Annotated in this window: 10 protein-coding genes and 1 pseudogene; 7 read left to right on the forward strand and 4 right to left on the reverse strand. The window is 46.5% G+C overall.

Going from position 1 to position 16,385, the window contains the following annotated elements; translation table 11 throughout:
- Positions 1 to 9 precede the first annotated feature (9 nt).
- The gene (gene recC, locus DYB02_RS13755; protein WP_029805370.1) at positions 10 to 3,501 is read right to left on the reverse strand and encodes an exodeoxyribonuclease V subunit gamma; all 3,492 of its coding nucleotides are present in this window, start codon (positions 3,499 to 3,501) and stop codon (positions 10 to 12) included.
- A gap of 253 nt (positions 3,502 to 3,754) precedes the next feature.
- On the opposite strand from recC, the gene DYB02_RS13760 reads away from it, so the two are divergent.
- On the forward strand, positions 3,755 to 5,578 hold the full coding sequence (locus tag DYB02_RS13760) for a DUF3413 domain-containing protein (protein ID WP_029805373.1): 1,824 nt from the start codon (positions 3,755 to 3,757) through the stop codon (positions 5,576 to 5,578).
- A 75-nt stretch (positions 5,579 to 5,653) separates the two neighbouring features.
- Here the strand turns inward: DYB02_RS13760 and DYB02_RS13765 are convergent, their stop codons facing one another.
- Positions 5,654 to 6,628 (reverse strand): TDT family transporter, encoded by a 975-nt coding sequence (locus DYB02_RS13765; RefSeq protein ID WP_025510007.1) that lies wholly within the window; start codon positions 6,626 to 6,628, stop codon positions 5,654 to 5,656.
- A 109-nt stretch (positions 6,629 to 6,737) separates the two neighbouring features.
- Here DYB02_RS13765 and DYB02_RS13770 point away from each other — a divergent pair, with 109 nt between their 5' ends.
- The 3 genes from DYB02_RS13770 to dapD all read left to right on the forward strand — a co-directional run bounded on the left by DYB02_RS13770 (position 6,738) and on the right by dapD (position 9,453).
- A complete protein-coding gene (locus DYB02_RS13770) occupies positions 6,738 to 7,664 on the forward strand; it encodes a LysR substrate-binding domain-containing protein (protein WP_005482339.1) in 927 nt (308 codons plus the stop codon).
- Positions 7,665 to 7,792: 128 nt separating this feature from the next.
- Complete coding sequence (locus DYB02_RS13775) at positions 7,793 to 8,089, forward strand: YebG family protein (RefSeq protein ID WP_029805590.1); 297 nt, start codon at positions 7,793 to 7,795, stop codon at positions 8,087 to 8,089.
- Between the two features lie 332 nt (positions 8,090 to 8,421).
- Positions 8,422 to 9,453 carry a 2,3,4,5-tetrahydropyridine-2,6-dicarboxylate N-succinyltransferase gene (gene dapD / locus DYB02_RS13780; RefSeq protein WP_005456577.1) on the forward strand — a complete coding sequence of 344 codons (1,032 nt, stop codon included), beginning with the start codon at positions 8,422 to 8,424 and terminating at the stop codon, positions 9,451 to 9,453.
- A 75-nt stretch (positions 9,454 to 9,528) separates the two neighbouring features.
- On the opposite strand, the gene glpQ is transcribed toward dapD, so the two are convergent.
- On the reverse strand, positions 9,529 to 10,584 hold the full coding sequence (gene glpQ / locus DYB02_RS13785) for a glycerophosphodiester phosphodiesterase (protein ID WP_005484945.1): 1,056 nt from the start codon (positions 10,582 to 10,584) through the stop codon (positions 9,529 to 9,531).
- Positions 10,585 to 10,640: 56 nt separating this feature from the next.
- Positions 10,641 to 12,011: a glycerol-3-phosphate transporter gene (gene glpT, locus DYB02_RS13790; protein ID WP_005456512.1), complete on the reverse strand. Its 1,371-nt coding sequence runs from the start codon at positions 12,009 to 12,011 to the stop codon at positions 10,641 to 10,643.
- An 895-nt stretch (positions 12,012 to 12,906) separates the two neighbouring features.
- On the opposite strand from glpT, the gene DYB02_RS13805 reads away from it, so the two are divergent.
- The 3 genes and pseudogenes from DYB02_RS13805 (at position 12,907) to DYB02_RS13815 (ending at position 16,280) form a co-directional block, all read left to right on the forward strand.
- Complete coding sequence (locus DYB02_RS13805) at positions 12,907 to 13,761, forward strand: MIP/aquaporin family protein (RefSeq protein ID WP_005456607.1); 855 nt, start codon at positions 12,907 to 12,909, stop codon at positions 13,759 to 13,761.
- A 50-nt stretch (positions 13,762 to 13,811) separates the two neighbouring features.
- Positions 13,812 to 15,329 (forward strand): glycerol kinase GlpK, encoded by a 1,518-nt coding sequence (gene glpK / locus DYB02_RS13810; protein ID WP_005456578.1) that lies wholly within the window; start codon positions 13,812 to 13,814, stop codon positions 15,327 to 15,329.
- A gap of 159 nt (positions 15,330 to 15,488) precedes the next feature.
- Positions 15,489 to 16,280, forward strand: a pseudogene (locus DYB02_RS13815) (DeoR/GlpR family transcriptional regulator).
- The last annotated feature ends 105 nt before the right edge of the window (positions 16,281 to 16,385 follow it).

Consider the following 16,385-nt stretch of genomic DNA (forward strand, 5'->3'; position numbering starts at 1 on the left):
CTGTCTTTATTACGCTTTTACGTCATCAGCGTCTTGAACCGCTAAGCGCGCACCTTGCAAAACTAATGCTGTCAGCAAACGAACTTCTGAGGCCAACTCATCATTCCAAGCAGGCCAAATTCGAGAGATGTACGCATTATTGCCTTCGCCCGGGCTCATGAAGCCATCATTGAATGCGTCAGCCATTTTCTTCAAAGATTTCTCTTCGTCATCGACCCACTGACCACGGCTAAAGCCCGCTTCAACACAAGCCAACGCCGTTTTAGGGAAATAAGGCAAAGGCTTAGTCATGCCTTCGAAGAACAAGCGAACTAATTCAGTCAGTAGCTGTTTGGCATACTGCGCATCGGCAGTGTCTGGGTAGATCAAATGCAGCGCGCCTTCTTTACGATCGTAGCCAATCAGATGAGTTTTCTTGGCATAACCCGACGCCGACATGGCAAGGTGATCGATCCACGCTGCAAGGTAATCCTGCGAGCGAATCTTACCGCTTCGGTAACGAATCAACCCAGATTGGTAACACTGAGTTAGCCAACCTGTTAGGCGAACGTTTTTCTCTTCGCCTTCATTTCGCTCAAACAAGGAATCAAACGTCAGGTCGATTTCCAAATCGTCTTGAGGCGCACCAGATAAAAACGCCAGTTTGTCCACCAGCTCTTCCGCCTGAACTCGGTTGGTTTCAAACTCGATATCACCAAACGCCCCCACCGGCAGTTTGCCTTGTGCGCGCTGTTGACTCATAAAGTGTTTAAGCACCTCTGTTTTTTTCTCTGGCTGCATCAATGTCGTTTCAAGCAAGGTTTCTAACAGCTCATCACGCATTTGATAACTTTCCAAACCACCTAAAACAAAGGGTTCGTCGTCTTCCATCACCGGCAGTGGCGGCTCAAAGATTACTTTTAAGCGACGATTGAAAAAATACTGCACCGGTAAGCGCCAGAAACGTTGCAACTCGACTAAGTCGAGCTCAAGTGGGAACGTCGCTCCTAACAGATAGTCGTCTAATGCACGATTAAAATCACGACGAACATAGCCTTGCGATTGACTACTTTGAGTCAATACCGCTGGAATCCACTCTTTCGCGTAGCTGGCGTGCGTGCCTTGGAACGCACTTGGGCTAAACGGCACCATGGCGTGGGTATTCACCAACGCATTTAATAAGTTGTCGCCAGACTCATCAACGGGCAACGCTTCATCACCACTTAAACAATAGTTTTGGTGGCAGTATTCCATCAGCTCAGAAACCAGAACCGAAGGCACTCGCTCGGTGTTGTCTTGGATTGAACGGCCAACATAACTGATGTAGAGCGTTTGCTGTGCAGACAACATCGCTTCGAGGAATAGGTAACGGTCATCATCTCGGCGCGAACGGTCGCCCGGCTTGGTTCTTCCCGTCATCAAGTCAAAGCCTTCTGGCGGCATGGAGCGTGGGTACACGCCGTCATTCATCCCCAGTAGACAAACGGTTCTAAACGGAATAGAGCGCATCGGCATCAGGGTACAAAAGTTCACTTGACCAGCCAGGAAGCGCTGGCTGACTCGTGTGCCAGATAATTTGTTTTGAAGGTATTGGCTGATGATCGACGGCGACAACGCATCATCAAATGCGGCATCAGCTAATTGCTCTTTGAGTTGGCTGAGCGTATCGCGAATGGATTTGAGCGCCATTTCGCCCTCTAACTCAACTGAGAAGAAGTCATCCAGCAGTGAAACCAAAGTCTCTCGCCAACCATCAATAGTCTGAACATGAGAAAGTTTGCTTCGATAAGTGCTAATTTGTTGGATAAAGTGTGCCAACTTGCCCGCAAGCTCTGCGCCCATGCCTTGCACTTCGTTGTACGGAGATAAACTGCCTTGCTCGGTTTCAAACAAACCTGCGGATTCTGGCATCGCGTAGCCAAGCAACATGCGTTGAATACCAAATTGCCACGTGTTTTGACGGGTTTCCGGCAGTTCAAATTCGCTTCCGGTATTGGCATCCAATCCCCAGCGAATTCCCGATTCCTCAACCCATTGTTTGGCTTGTAAGAAATCATCTTCGCTGAGTTCAAAACGCTTTAATATCGCCGGAGTTTCCAGAAGTTCGAGCAGTTCTGATGCCAAACAGCGCGTATTGGGTAAGTTCACCAACTGCATAAATGCGGCCAGAATTGGGCTCTCTTGATCGGCGGTTCGGTCAGAAATCGAATAGGGAATAAAACGCTCACCCGGTGCGTTACCAAAGACCGCCTGAATCGCAGGGCTGTAAGCGTTGATGTCCGCGACCATCACGATAATATCGCGCGGTTTTAACGTTGGGTCAGCATCGAACATCGCCAATAGTTGATCATGCAGCACTTCCACTTCACGCATCGGGCTGTGACAAGCGTGTAGGCTCAGTGATTTATCACCCAAGCTAACCACTTGTTTGTGATGACTGTTTTCAATCTGTTGGTCATCTTGATGTTCTTCAAGATTGAGAATATCCGCTTGCAATTGATGGAGCAGACTGTCGCGCTCAACATCAACAAACGCTTCAATTTCATGAGACTCCAGCTGAGACAACAGATACATATTGTCGCGCCCGAGTTTACCCATGGATGCCAACAGACTGTTTCCGACCACATCGGTGTGCAGCTCATCGATCACATTATCTTCCAATGAGCCTTTCAGTTGCTCAGTTTCACCTTGCACTTCCGAGTGATCGTCCTGCCACACAACGTGCTGACGATGTCTCGCCGCCAAACGAGCCAGATATTTGCGATCTCGAACTTCACCCCAGTAATAACGACAAGGGTTGGTGAACATCAGATGCACATCGATGTGCTCACCAATTGCTTTTAGCGCATCCATATAGCGTGGCGGCAACGAGGAAATACCAAAAACAAATAAACGCTTGGGTAAATGGTCAAAATTGCCGTTAAAATTCGCTAATGTGTCGATAAAGTGCTCATAAAGGTTAGCGCGGTGATAAGGGGACTGCCCAAGCGACACAGTGTGATCGTACAACGCTTGCCATAAGATCGGCTGCCACGGATGCTCATCTTCCAGCTCTGCCACACTCTGCCCAGCTTCCCAACTTGCGATCCATTCCGGACGATACACCAAGTAACCATCGAAAATATCGGCAATTTTCTCAGCCAGCTGATACAGCTTAGAGTGGTCACTGTCATCTTTGAGGTACTGCGCTAACGGCGAAAACACGTCTTGGTTGAGAAGCCCAGGAAGCAGATGCATCAACTTCCACGTCATCGCTTCTTTGTTAAACGCACTGCGTTTTGGCACGTCTGGCAACACCTGCGTAAACATTTCCCAAATGAAGGTTGCAGGGAGCGGAAAATCAATGTTCGCGGCAACACCAAACTCTTTGGCCAATTCCATTTTTAGCCATTGGGACATGCCCGGACTTTGAACCAGAATTTGTTCTTTTTCGAACGGGTTTTCCAGCGGACTGATTCGAATCAGTTCGACAAGGAGTGATTTAAGAACATCAACTTGGTTGGAGTGATAAACAGTAAACAAATTGGGAATACCGAGCGCCGATTGAAACTGTTAGCTAGCTTAGCACAGCCCTATTTAAACCCGCAGTGATCTCGTGTTCTGAAAAAAGTAAAAGGTTACATATCGCTCAAAATGGACAGAAAACATCACCTTTTCAAGGCGTAAGCAAAATCTTACACAGCCATACAAAATGTGACATTACTCGCAACTATTCCATAATAAAAAACACTGTTTTATACTCTTGCTACCTATAATTTATAAATATATAAAAAGTATGTTTCGCAAACTGTCTTCCAACAGCGCTTGGCTGATTGCTTTTTTTGCTTGCTTTGCAGTGTATCTGTCGATCGCTTGTTATCCTTTTGTGTTGTCTAACAATCAGAATGAACCGCTAACCTTGTTGCAAGGTTACTATTTGGCTTCGACTCAATATGGCTGGCTGGGCTTGATCGCTCTTCCATTTATGTTGTTGAGTTTATTGCTCTCTTTTCTACCGACTCGAGCATTCAAAGGCATCGTGATCGCTATCGCGATCTGTCTATTGATCATGTTTAAAGTCGATATCCTCGTTTTTCAGCAATACAAACTTCACATCAACGCCCTATTAATCCGTATGTTTTTCGAAGGAGGTGGTGATGTCTTCGATATTTCGTGGATGAGTTGGCTTATCTTCGTCAGTGAAGTTGCCGTTCTGGTGATCGGGCTCGCCTGTACCGTTTGGGTAAGTAATAAACTGGCACAAAGCCGAGCTAAGTTCGTTTTGATCAGCGTCTGGTTTGCTGTATTGCTCAGCACACAGATGATTCATGCGTACAAAAACGCGCTTTACGACGATGAAGTCAGTCAGTTTTCGAATAACTGGCCACTTTACTACCCGCTGACGGCTCGTAAATTTATTTACAAACACGACCTAGTGGATGAGAACATTGCATCCAAGAACCGCGTAGAGTTAACCAACATTGAACGTAGCTCACTCAACTACCCGCTTGCACCCATTCAAGTGCAAAGCAAAGAGAAACAGCCCAATGTTTTGTTTATCTTGGTTGACGCGTGGCGCTACAGTGATGCGACGCCGGAAGTCATGCCAAATGTCAGCAAGTTCGCCGAAAAAACGGTGAATTTCACACAACATATGAGCGGCGGCAACTCAACTCAAGCCGGTATTTTCAGCCTGTTTTACAGCTTGCCAGCGACCTACTGGGAAAGCTTTTACGCAAGCCAACGCTCTCCTGTTTTTATGGATACGCTGCAAGCAGAAGGCTACCGCATGGGCATTTTTGGCTCGGCACCGCTCACCAGCCCGCCACTTTCTCGCACGGTATTCAAAAAAGTGTCGGACTTGACCCTGAAACAAACTGGGGAAACAGCTGTCGAGCGCGATCAGCAGATCACAGACAAGTTCATCGAGTTCCAAAAGCAAGACAGCGACAAGCCGTACTTTGGGTTTCTGTTCTACGATGCCGCCCACGGCACAGTATTTCCCGAACCTGAATTTGCGAAATTCAAACCATACTGGGAACGCGTTGACCACATTTTGCTCAACAACGATTTTGACGCTTCGCTTTACCACAATCGATACAAGAACTCGTTGTACTACATCGATAGCTTGATTGGTGATGTGCTGAAAAACGTCGACTTAGACAACACCATTGTGGTGATTTCATCTGATCATGGTGAAGAGTTTAACGACCATAAGATGAACTATTGGGGCCACACGGGTAACTACAGTGACGTTCAAGTACATGTTCCTCTTTACGTGTACATGCCAAATCGTCAACCAGAGCAAATTAATTACCGCACGACCCATTTTGACGTCGTGCCAACCATGATGAATACGCTGTTTGACGTTCAAGGCACAACAAGTTCATACAGTGTTGGTCATAACTTGTTTGATAACTCTGCCCCTCGCGATTGGTATATTGCTGGCAGCTACTACAACTATGCATTGGTCGGCAAAGAACTGATGCTTGTGGTCAATCCTGGCGGGCACTCTCAGCAACTGAATCGCCAGTTAAAAGTCGAGAAAGAACAGAAAGTTCCTGTCGATATCATTCGTCATTCTCTGGATGAGATGTCGCGATTTTACAAAAAAGGCTAGTGTCCAACATCGACGCCGATTGAAATAAAAAAGCCTCTTGGTTGTAAGACCAAGAGGCTTTTTCCTATCTGCTATTTAAGCGTGATGCGCGTGCATCAAGCGTGGCTGAATCAATAAGTTGTTGATGTACTGTAAAGCCACATAAGAGACAACAAATGTTGCCACAATCAACTCAAGACCAGCTAAGCCTCGCACTTGTTGAACATAGTGCACAGCCAATCCTTGCAACTCCATCCAATTCGCCATTTTAAACAGCGCCGTCGCACCGATCACCATCGGGAAAGTAAACGCCGCATAGCCTGGGCTAAATGGCAGTCTAAGCAATTTAAAGAATGCGAGGTAAATGATGGCTGTCATCAATACCGCGATACCAAATAGCATAGCGATGATCACTGGTGATGGTGTCGCAGTGACTGTTAAGTACCCTGCCAATGATAAACTTGCTGGCGCTGCCATGATTGCCATTGTTGGTTTCGCTGCATCCGGAATTTCATGGGTAAACATGAAACGGTAAATCATCATCGGCAACATGATCGCGTACGCCACCATACCAAACATCAATGCACCTTGTGCCACTGGTGCTAACATCGGGTTGCCAGAGAAAGACACATCCGCAACGATGATACCCACTGGCGGTACAAACCAACTAGGAACCATGTGGTGCAATTCAAAATCTTTGGCGCGATGGTAAACAAAGCTCACCAAGAACACGATGTGCAGAACCACTGCAATCAGCCAAAGTACATCACCAGCCAATGGGTAAAAATGGCCGAGAGAGTTCGATACCACCATAGTGCCCATCGCAAATGTCGGAACCACGCTGCCCACAACCGGATGAGCAAGATCTTGTCTCAATAGATGGTTATGTAGCAAAAACTTGGTTGCCAATATAGCCAACAATACGCTCGCGATACCCGCACTAATCCACTGTCCGTAGCCATGTAATTCGGCGAAGTTTTCCCAACTCCAGCCTAAGCTTGCAATACCAAGAGCCAAACCCGCCATCGGAGTTGGTGCTCCCATTACTTTTGCTTTTGTTCTTTGAATCATGATGACCTCAACCAGACTCACTCTTTATGGAGCGTATAATACGCTTGCACTTCGTTCCGATATATCTAATTATTTAAAACAAACGTTCAGAATTACTTAACGGTGGGGTATGGCAAGTCACATTTCTCTTAAACAACTGAAAGTGTTTACGACGATCACGCAGCACAAAACGCTCACAGCAGCTTCTGATAGTCTCTTTTTATCAAAAGCCGCTGTGAGCATGGCACTCTCAGAATTAGAAAAGCAGATCGGCCATCACTTGTTTGATCGTGTTAATAACCGACTGATTTTGAACCAAGAAGGTCAAAAGCTACTGCCACTGGCGGATGAATTACTCAACCGAGCCAAGGACATCGAGAGCATTTTCGATGGTGACCAAGCGCTATCGGGCCAACTTCGCATTGGTGCCAGCGACACCATTGGCAACCAAGTCGCGCCCTATTTGCTTAGCGAATTTCGTCAGCAAACGAACCATCGTTCTCAAAGCCTGTTCATTTCTAACTCCGCACAAATCTGCGACATGCTGACCGATTACGAGTTAGACATAGCCCTCATTGAAGGCAAAACACTTCACCCTGAATTGCAGTCTACCCAGTTTAGCGAAGATGAAATGTGCGTGATTTGCGCGCCCGATTACCCAGCCGCGCACGAAGGGCCAGTAAACTTAACCGAGCTAGAAAACAGTGAATGGATATTGCGAGAGGCGGGATCTGGTTCACGCGAATTTTTTATGCGCGTTGTCGCGCCGCGCTTGGAACATTGGCATGAAGCTTTTCAGCTCAATACCACCGAAGCGTTGATCAACTCAGTATCTGCTGGGCTGGGCTTAGGCTGCTTGTCACGCTTGTCTGCAGAACCTGCTATTCGTGACGGTCGTGTAAAACTGCTCGACATGCCTTTAGATATGAAACGCCGCTTCTGGTTACTGGTTCATAAAGAGAAATATCAAAGCCCATTGCTCAAAACGTTTATCGAATTTTGCCAAGATTGGGAACGACCAACCAACCTTCCTTTGGGGAATAAATCCGCAAAGTGAAACCAAGATAGTTTAAATGCTAGTCAGTTAGTTGTACGTGTCTCCCATTCTGAGGCTTGTCGCTAGACTTGATTGGTCAAAAACTGTATAAAAAGCCAGTATCAATACACCAAATTAGGGGACCAACCATGGCTGTAATCGTCAAGTACGTGGTAGAACGCAATGGAGAAGAGAAAATGACTTTTACCTCTAAAGCGGAAGCTGACGCATACGACAAAATGCTGGATATGGCAGATGAACTATTCACACTGCTAGGTAAAAGTGAACTTCTAGAAGACGAAGGCAAGCAAGAAGATCTTGCGATGTTCCTTGCGCAAAACAAAGAAGAGTTGCTTTACGCAATCGGTGCAAAACGTAAACCTGCACCAAAGAAAGCAAAAAAGCTTGAAGCTGCAGAAGAAGAACAGCAAGAAGACGCAGCATAATCCAATGACTGCCCTTCAAATAACGCCGCATCTTGTGGCGTTTTTTTATGCCTGAAAGCTTAGAGCATAATGAAAGAACGCCCTTTCTTTCTAGACCCGAGACAAGAAACTGCCTTTTCTTAATTTCAGCAAAACTCTCCCAATAGACCACCTCGTAGCCACATTTCTCATCAGACAGACATATCTCCCAAAAGACAAAAGGTATCCATCTACAGACTTTCTCCATTTCCCCCCTTTAAACTCCCCAATACTCTCTTTATGATGGCTGACAACGTAATTATTTCTTGTCAGTGAACAGACGAGACACAAGACTCAACACATGGAGATCAACTATGGCTTTCTTTTCTCTAGCCTTTGGTACGGCAACTAAAAACCGCGACGGTAAAATCATCGAAGCGTTTTTCCCAAACCCAGTTCTTAACCCAAGCGACACACTTGTTAACGCACTGGCTGCAGTAGCAGGTTACGAGCAAGGCAACCAAGCTATCGAGATCTCTGCGGCACAAAGTGCAGAACTTGCGGCAGCATTCGAAGCAAACGGCGATGCAGCAAACGCATCTTTCGCAACCAAAGCAGCAGAATCAGCACAACCACTTGTACTGGTTATCCTAGCTACGGATGAACAGCCACAATCTGTTGCTGAAGGCTTCCTAAAACTTCAACTTATCTCTAACCGTCTAGTTAAGCCACACGGAACGGTACTGGATGGCATCTTCGGTCTACTACACAACATCGCATGGACAAACGAAGGCCCAATCGACCTACCTGAGCTGGCTGAGCGTCAAATCGAAGCTCGCCTAGCTGGCCGTACGCTAAGCGTAGATTGCGTAGACAAGTTCCCTAAGATGGTGGACTACGTGGTACCAACTGGTGTTCGTATCGCAGACACTTCTCGCGTACGTCTTGGCGCACACGTTGGCGAAGGCACAACTGTTATGCACGAAGGCTTCATCAACTTCAACGCGGGTACAACTGGCGTGAGCATGGTTGAAGGCCGTATCTCTGCTGGCGTGGTTGTTGGTAACGGTTCAGACATCGGTGGCGGTGCATCGATCATGGGTACGCTATCTGGCGGCGGTAAAGTTGTGGTTTCTATTGGTGAAAACTCACTACTAGGCGCGAACGCAGGCCTTGGTTTCCCAATGGGTGACCGTTGTACTATCGAATCAGGTTTGTACGTCACTGCTGGTTCTAAAGTGCGCATGCTAGATTCTGCAGGTCAAGAAGTCGAAGTGGTGAAAGCACGCGACCTTGCTGGTGTTTCTGACCTACTGTTCCGTCGTAACTCTGTGACAGGTCAAATCGAGTGTCTTGCAAACAAGAGCGCGGTTGAACTGAACAGCGAACTGCATAAAAACAACTAATAAGAATACGAAAATCCCCCAGCAGGAAACTGTTGGGGGATTTTTTTAGCTTAAAGCAAAATGTGTGAGTGCTGATTACTGATTTAAAAAACTGACTGCTTTATCTGGGAAGTCAGTAAACAAACCATCCACTTTCACTTGGTTGTAGTACACATCCATCATGCCTTCAAAGCTGTCCGTGTACGCAGGAATACGTCCTGGATCGGCACGGAACGTGTATGGATGAACTTGCAAGCCAGCGTCTTTTGCAGCCTTCATCAACGGCTTGATGATGATATTGTCTTTGGTTGACTTATCATCCACCAGCATCGGCTTCCAAGGTCCAATACCTTCGGCGTAACTCGCCACTTTTTTCATGCCATCGGCTTCGAACATCCAATCATAGCTGTATGGCATTGCTGTATCGCCTTTGTACACCATAGTTTCGTTCCAATCGGTGTAAGCCATGAGCTGAACGAGCTTTAAATCCATGTCCATTGCGGGCATCAACTCACTGTTAATGCGTTGCAGTTCATTCGCATCAAAACACTGCAGGTAGACTTTGTCGTCTTGCGAGTCGTAACCGTACTGCTTCAAGACTTTAAGCACCGCTTTGGAAATATCCTTGCCTTCGTGACGATGGAACCAAGGCGCTTTAATTTCCGGGTAAATACCGATGTCGTAACCCAACGTCTTGTTAAGGCCTTGGATCAGTTCAATCTCTTCAGCAAACGTCGGTACGGTGAAATCAGATTTCCACATTGGGAATCGGGTTGGATAACCGGCGACTTTTTTGCCGTTTTCGTCGATATTGAACCCTTCGGTGACTCGCAGAGATTTGATTTCTGCCAGAGTAAAGTCAATCGCGTAATAACGACCATCTTCGCGTGCGCGATCAGGAAAACGCTCCGCTACATCCGTGACGCGATCCAAGTAATGGTCATGCAACACCACTAACTGGTCGTCTTTCGTCATCACGACATCCTGCTCGATGTAATCTGGTTTCATTGCATAAGCCAAAGCTTTGGCTTCTAAAGTATGCTCTGGTAAATAACCAGAAGCGCCGCGGTGAGCGATAACAAGCGGCTTTGCAATTGCGCCAGCAGATAGGCTAAGCGCTAAAAATGTGAGACATACTGACTTGGTTTTCATTGTTATATCCTTGATAAAGCGAAGAGGCAGTATTCCACTGCCTCTTTAAATAAATATTACGCTAGCGCTTCTTGTTCCTTTTCGCGCTCTTTTTGCTCGTGGTGTGCGCGTTCGCCTAGAAGCGCATACGTCAAACACACGATAGAAGTAATACATGAACCAATTAGAATGATGAAACCGCCATCCCAACCGAAATGGTCCACGGTGTAACCAAGAACCGCATTCGCAGCCACCGCACCGCCTAAGTAACCAAACAAGCCAGTTAGACCAGCAGCAGTACCCGCAGCTTTTTTCGGTGCTAATTCAAGTGCATACAAACCAATCAGCATGACAGGGCCGTAAATCAAGAAGCCAATCGCGATAAGAGCCATCATATCGATAGTTGGGTTGCCCGCAGGGTTGAACCAGTAAACCAATACCGCCAACGTTACCAATACCATGAACAAGATGCCTGCAGGTGCACGACGGCCTTTGAACAGTTTGTCCGAAATCCAACCACACAATAACGTGCCAGGAATACCTGCCCACTCGTATAGGAAGTAAGCCCAAGACGATTTATCTACCGAGAAGTCCTTCGCTTCTTTTAGATAAACGGGTGCCCAGTCCAACACACCGTAACGGATCAAGTAAACAAACGCGTTTGCAATTGCAATCGACCACAACAGTTTATTGTTGAATACGTACTTGAAGAAAATTTCCTTCGCCGTCATTTCTTGTTCATGCGACTTGTCGTAGTCATCTGGGTAGTCATCTTTGTACTCTTCAATCGGCGGTAGACCACAAGACTGAGGCGTATCTCGAACCGTCATCCAAATGAACACCGCAACCAAAGTGGCGAAAAATGCAGGTACATAAAATGCGGTGCGCCAATCATCGTTAAATGCCCACAGACCCAAAATGAATAGTGGACCAATCAAACCGCCACCCACGTTGTGCGCCACGTTCCAAACCGAAACGATCTCACCACGCTCTTTACGTGACCACCAGTGCACCATGGTTCGCCCACAGGCCGGCCACCCCATACCTTGGAACCAACCGTTCAAAAATAGAAGAATAAACATCGCCGTGATGCTGCCTGTTGCCCATGGCATAAAGCCAAAGCAGAACATAACCAGAGCAGACATCAACAAACCACCACTGAGGAAATAGCGCGGGTTAGAACGGTCAGACACGCTGCCCATTAAGAATTTTGAAAGGCCATAAGCGATTGAAACAGCGGCCAAAGCAACACCAAGGTCACCACGGCTGTAACCCTCCTCGATGAGGTACGGCATCGCTAAACTGAAGTTTTTACGAACCAAATAGTAGCCAGCGTAGCCAACAAAAATACCGATGAACAGTTGCCAACGGAGGCGAGAATAGGTGCTATCAATGCTATCTGGGGATAGACGATCAATGTGCGCCTTAGGTTTGAATATTCCAAACATAGGAACCTCATTATGTATATGCGATGGTAAAGAACCCAAAAGGAGCGAACGAAACAAAATTAACATTCGTTCGAAAGTTTCTGCATTGTATGAGGTTAGGATTTAATTTCTGTGATAAATGTTGCATAGGAATTAATTATTAGTAAATACAGCAAATTAGCCACCATTAATTAGACAGCCGTTCAACTTTACTCAGAATTCGTTAATATCTTTTCTTGATCAAAAAAGAACATTTAATCACTCACATTCGAAACTAAACAAAATAAAGGCTCGAATAGGAACACAAATTCGAGATAAATGGTGCTGCATGACGCATTAAGCTAAGGAAAAATCAGTAATAACAAAAGTGAAGGAAAAGTTTGGTGTTTAGTTTCAAACGAAATAAAGAGTCCAAAAACAACCAAGTTCTACTGAGGTGCACATTTCGTACGCTTAGCGCGATGAAAACAATTTTGGAAGGCAAAATCCATATCGTACTCTCGTTCTACGCGAGTCCGATTTTATCGTCATGCGTTCTAGTTATTTTCTTTCAGGATCTCCCCCCAAGCCTTTGCTGTATCTGGCTTTAACTACCTCTTAGGGATTACTTTTTACACAAACTATTGAACAATAATCCACCATTGACGAACCAGCTTCACAAAACTCCTCTTACCAGTTGTGCATTTGTTTTCACATCGGTAATTTGAGCGCAGAAAATGACTCACTCATCCCTATAAAGAGATTTCTATCAGTTTCCTTTCTGGTTAAAAGATGCGCCATTTAACAAAAACGAAGAGTTTGGTTAACAAATTCATGCTCAAACGCTCATTTTTAATGCTCGTTTGTTTTCGCAAACGTTTATATGTGCACAATACTATCGTGCTAGATAAGCAAAAATAACTATAGGACTCTTAACATGACAACCAACAAACACCCCTCTCTGCTCGGAGAATGTTTGGCCGAGTTCATCGGTACAGGACTACTCATCTTCTTCGGCGTTGGCTGCGTCGCAGCCTTAGTATTAACAGGCGCATCTTTTGGACAATGGGAAATCAGTATTGTATGGGGCTTAGGTGTCTCCATCGCGATCTACTGTACTGCCGGCGTTTCAGGCGCACACATCAACCCAGCCGTGACCATTGCATTAGCGATGTTTCATGGTTTCGATAAAGCGAAAGTGGTTCCGTACATCATCGCTCAGATGTTAGGTGCATTTTTCTCTGCCGCTTTGGTTTACAGCTTGTACAGCAACCTTTTCACCGATTACGAAATCGCACACAACTTTGTACGTAGCAGCCAAGACGCCCTTGCAACGGCTGGTATTTTCTCAACTTACCCACACGCTTCTCTTTCTTTCTTTGGCGCATTTGCTGTGGAATTCGTCATTACAGCTGTATTAATGTTTGCCATTTTGGCTCTGGGTGATGAAAACAACGGTGCCGCTCGTGGCGCGATGAACCCATTATTGATTGGTATTCTGATCGCGGTTATTGGTGGTTCTCTTGGTCCACTGACTGGCTTTGCGATGAACCCAGCTCGTGACTTTGGCCCTAAACTGTTCGCGTACTTTGCAGGTTGGGATTACGCACTGACCGGCGCTAAAGACATCCCTTACTTTATCGTTCCCCTTCTTGCTCCGATTGCGGGTGCTTGCTTTGGTGGTTGGTTATATCCAAAAGCGATCGCGGCATACCTCCCTCGCCAAGGTCACGGTTGTACCATTCCAAACCAATGTGATACTGAAGAAGAAACAGAAGAAGCTCGAGCTTAACCGCTTGCCAATTACTAAAATATAAATAACGAAACAAAAGGATTCTTACCATGACTGAGCAAAAATACATTGTTGCCCTCGACCAAGGTACGACAAGCTCTCGCGCTGTTATTCTTGATCACGACGCCAATATCGTAAGCGTCGCTCAGCGAGAGTTTACTCAGATTTATCCACAAGCAGGTTGGGTTGAGCACGATCCAATGGAAATCTGGGCAACACAAAGCTCTACATTAGTTGAAGCTTTGGCTAAGTCAGGCATCCGAAGCGACCAATTAGCTGCCATTGGTATTACGAACCAACGTGAAACCACCATCGTCTGGAACAAAGAAACAGGCAAACCCGTCTACAACGCAATCGTATGGCAATGTCGTCGTACCGCAGACATTTGTGAAGACCTAAAAAGCCGCGGCTTAGAAGATTACGTTCGCGACAACACCGGCTTGGTGCTTGACCCTTACTTCTCTGGCACTAAAGTTAAGTGGATTCTGGATAACGTAGAAGGCGCACGCGAAGATGCAGAAGCAGGTAAACTGCTGTTTGGTACCGTCGATACGTGGTTAGTATGGAAGATGACTCAAGGCCGCGTTCACGTTACTGACTACACCAACGCATCACGTACCATGCTGTTTAACATCAACGACCTATGTTGGGACCAAAAGCTGTTGGATGAGATGGGCATTCCGGCGTCAATGATGCCAGAAGTAAAACGCTCTTCGGAAATTTACGGCAAAACGAACATCGGTGGTAAAGGCGGTACTCGAATTCCTATCGCAGGTATTGCAGGTGACCAACAAGCGGCGCTATACGGCCAAATGTGTGTGGAAGCTGGCCAAGCGAAAAACACATACGGCACAGGTTGTTTCTTGCTGATGAACACTGGCCAAGAGAAAGTCACCTCGAAGAATGGTCTGCTTACCACTCTAGCTTGTGGTCCGAAAGGCGAGCCAGCTTACGCACTTGAAGGTGCTGTGTTCATGGGTGGTGCCTCTATCCAGTGGCTACGTGATGAACTGAAAATCCTAAACGGCGCAGAAGATTCTGAATACTTCGCAACAAAAGTGGACACATCGAACGGCGTTTATGTAGTACCAGCCTTTACTGGCCTTGGCGCTCCATACTGGGATGCTTACGCACGTGGCACCATTGTTGGCCTTACTCGCGGTGTGAACTCAAACCACATTATCCGAGCGACTCTGGAAGGCATCGCTTACCAAACTCGTGACGTATTGGATGCGATGCAAGCTGACTCTGGCATCAAGCTCGCAAACTTGCGTGTTGATGGCGGTGCGGTAGCAAACAACTTCCTAATGCAATTCCAATCGGATGTATTAAACACAGAAGTGCACCGTCCACAAGTGACTGAAGTAACGGCTCTTGGTGCTGCATACCTGGCAGGTTTAGCGGTTGGTTACTGGAACAGCATTGATGAGCTGCAAGATAAAGCAGTGCTTGATCGTACGTTCGAACCGCATGATGACGAAGAAAAACGCAACCGTCGTTACAAAGGTTGGAAACGCGCTGTGAAATGTGCGCAAACTTGGTCTGAACTGCACGACGAAGACGATTAATTTTTCTCCCAAACGAACAAAGAGCGCCATTTGAGCGCTCTTTTTTGCGTCTTATCCCCGATTCCTACCTGCCTTTACTTCTCACAACGCGCAAATTCGAGCACAATAGCGCTTCGAATTTGAAGCATTGGCCGTTACCAATGCACAAGGGAGTGGTAAGTGAAGCAAATACCTAGACACCAGCAGATTGTTGAACTGGTGAAAAAACAAGGCTATGTCAGCACGGATGAGTTGGTAGAAAGATTCAATGTCAGCCCACAAACCATCCGACGCGATCTCAACGAACTCGCAGACGACAACAAAATTCGTCGTTATCACGGTGGTGCCACCATCCCTCTCAGTTCTGAAAACACATCTTACAACACGCGTAAAGCGCTTAACTTCAATGAAAAAGATGTCATTGCAGAAGAGGTGGTGAAACACATTCCTGACGGCGCGACGCTATTTATTGATATCGGCACAACACCAGAAGCCGTCGCACGTGCGCTCACTAAGAGCCACAAGTAGCTACGCGTCGTCACCAACAACATCAACGTGGCAACCATTCTCTTCCCCAACCCAGAGATTAAGGTCATCTTAGCGGGTGGTGAAGTCCGCAGCCGCGATGGCGGTATCGTAGGCGAAGCAACGCTCGATTTCGTGAAACAGTTCCGTCTCGATTTTGGCATTCTCGGCATCAGTGGCATCGATTTTGATGGTTCCCTATTGGACTTTGATTACCACGAAGTACGCGTGAAGCAAGCGATCATCGACAACAGCCGCAGCGTATTTCTCGCCGTCGACCACACCAAGTTTGGTCGCAATGCCATGGTGAAACTGGGCAACATCGCGCAACTGAACATGATATTTACTAACAAACAGCCACCAGAAGAAATTCTCGCGATCTTAAAAGACGCCGCAATTCCCCTCGAAGTGGTCGAAGCGAATGTAACATCAGCAGACGCCGAATAGATAAATCGCTCAAATTTGAACCTCAAAATGACCTCTGTCTTAATTAGACAGAGGTTTTTTTTATGCCCAAATCACACAAAACGCTCACAAACGAAAATAATAGAT

This window comes from Vibrio parahaemolyticus (genome assembly GCF_900460535.1).
Classification (GTDB): domain Bacteria; phylum Pseudomonadota; class Gammaproteobacteria; order Enterobacterales; family Vibrionaceae; genus Vibrio; species Vibrio parahaemolyticus.